The 643-nt window shown below is 52.7% G+C and carries 1 rRNA gene; it reads right to left on the bottom strand.

The features are described 5' to 3' along the window. Window positions 1-643 (bottom strand): 23S ribosomal RNA (locus AWV70_RS13080); the annotation flags it as partial.

A 643-nucleotide genomic window follows, 5' to 3' on the forward strand; every position in this document is an offset into this window, starting at 1 on the left:
TGGCTGCTTCTAAGCCAACATCCTGGTTGTCTGGGCAGCGCCACATCCTTTTCCACTCAACGGATACTTGGGGACCTTAACTGGCGGTCTGGGCTGTTTCCCTCTCGACTACGGATCTTATCACCCGCAGTCTGACTCCCAAACATAAATCATCGGCATTCGGAGTTTGTCTGAATTCGGTAACCCGGGATGGGCCCCTAGTCCAAACAGTGCTCTACCTCCGAGATTCTTTCGTTTGAGGCTAGCCCTAAAGCTATTTCGGAGAGAACCAGCTATCTCCAGGTTCGATTGGAATTTCACCGCTACCCACACCTCATCCCCGCACTTTTCAACGTACGTGGGTTCGGGCCTCCAGTAAGTGTTACCTTACCTTCACCCTGGACATGGGTAGATCACCTGGTTTCGGGTCTACGACCCCATACTCATTCGCCCTATTCAGACTCGCTTTCGCTGCGGCTCCGCATTCGCTGCTTAACCTTGCATGGAATCGTAACTCGCCGGTTCATTCTACAAAAGGCACGCCATCACCCATTAACGGGCTCTGACAACTTGTAGGCACACGGTTTCAGGTTCTCTTTCACTCCCCTTCCGGGGTGCTTTTCACCTTTCCCTCACGGTACTGGTTCACTATCGGTCACTAGGG

It is taken from the genome of Sporosarcina koreensis, from assembly GCF_001531445.1.
Taxonomy (GTDB): Bacteria; Bacillota; Bacilli; order Bacillales_A; family Planococcaceae; genus Sporosarcina; species Sporosarcina koreensis_C.